Source organism: Brevibacterium sp. ZH18 (assembly GCF_022748595.1).
Classification (GTDB): Bacteria; Actinomycetota; Actinomycetes; order Actinomycetales; family Brevibacteriaceae; genus Brevibacterium.
On record NZ_JALDSX010000118.1, the window covers coordinates 1 to 448 of the forward strand.

Below are 448 nucleotides of genomic sequence, written 5' to 3' on the forward strand. Positions count from 1 at the left end.
GGGGTGCAATTCCGGTCGATTCGCTATGGCGAGACCCTGGCGGAGTCCGAAATTGTGGCATCTGTGGGGTCGCGTGGGGACTCGTATGACAACGCGATGGCGGAGGCGCTGAACTCGGTATACAAGGCCGAGCTTATCGACCGGAAAGTGTGGTCGGGGTTGATTGAGGTGATGGCGGAGACGTCGAAGTGGGTGGCTTGGTACAACCAGGAACGGCTGCATTCAGCGATCGGGTACCGACCACCATTCGAGGTCCGTTCCGAATGGATCAACCAGCCCGGGGTGGAGTCCGCGGCTGCTTAGGAAACCAAGAAAAGGAGCCTCTACGAAACCCGGGGCTTGACAGGCCCACTACACTCCACATTCGAGTGCGTCGCTACAAGTGCATCGAATGCGGCCACGTCTGGCGCCAGGACACCACGGCTGCGGCACCACCCCGGGCAAAGAT

At 60.5% G+C, this 448-nt stretch carries 1 protein-coding gene; it reads left to right on the forward strand.

The annotated features are described in order from the left end of the window. Window positions 1–303, forward strand: a 303-nt coding sequence (locus MPN20_RS17190; protein WP_242784085.1) for an integrase core domain-containing protein, incomplete at its 5' end; no start/stop codon positions are given. Window positions 304–448: the final 145 nt, after the last annotated feature.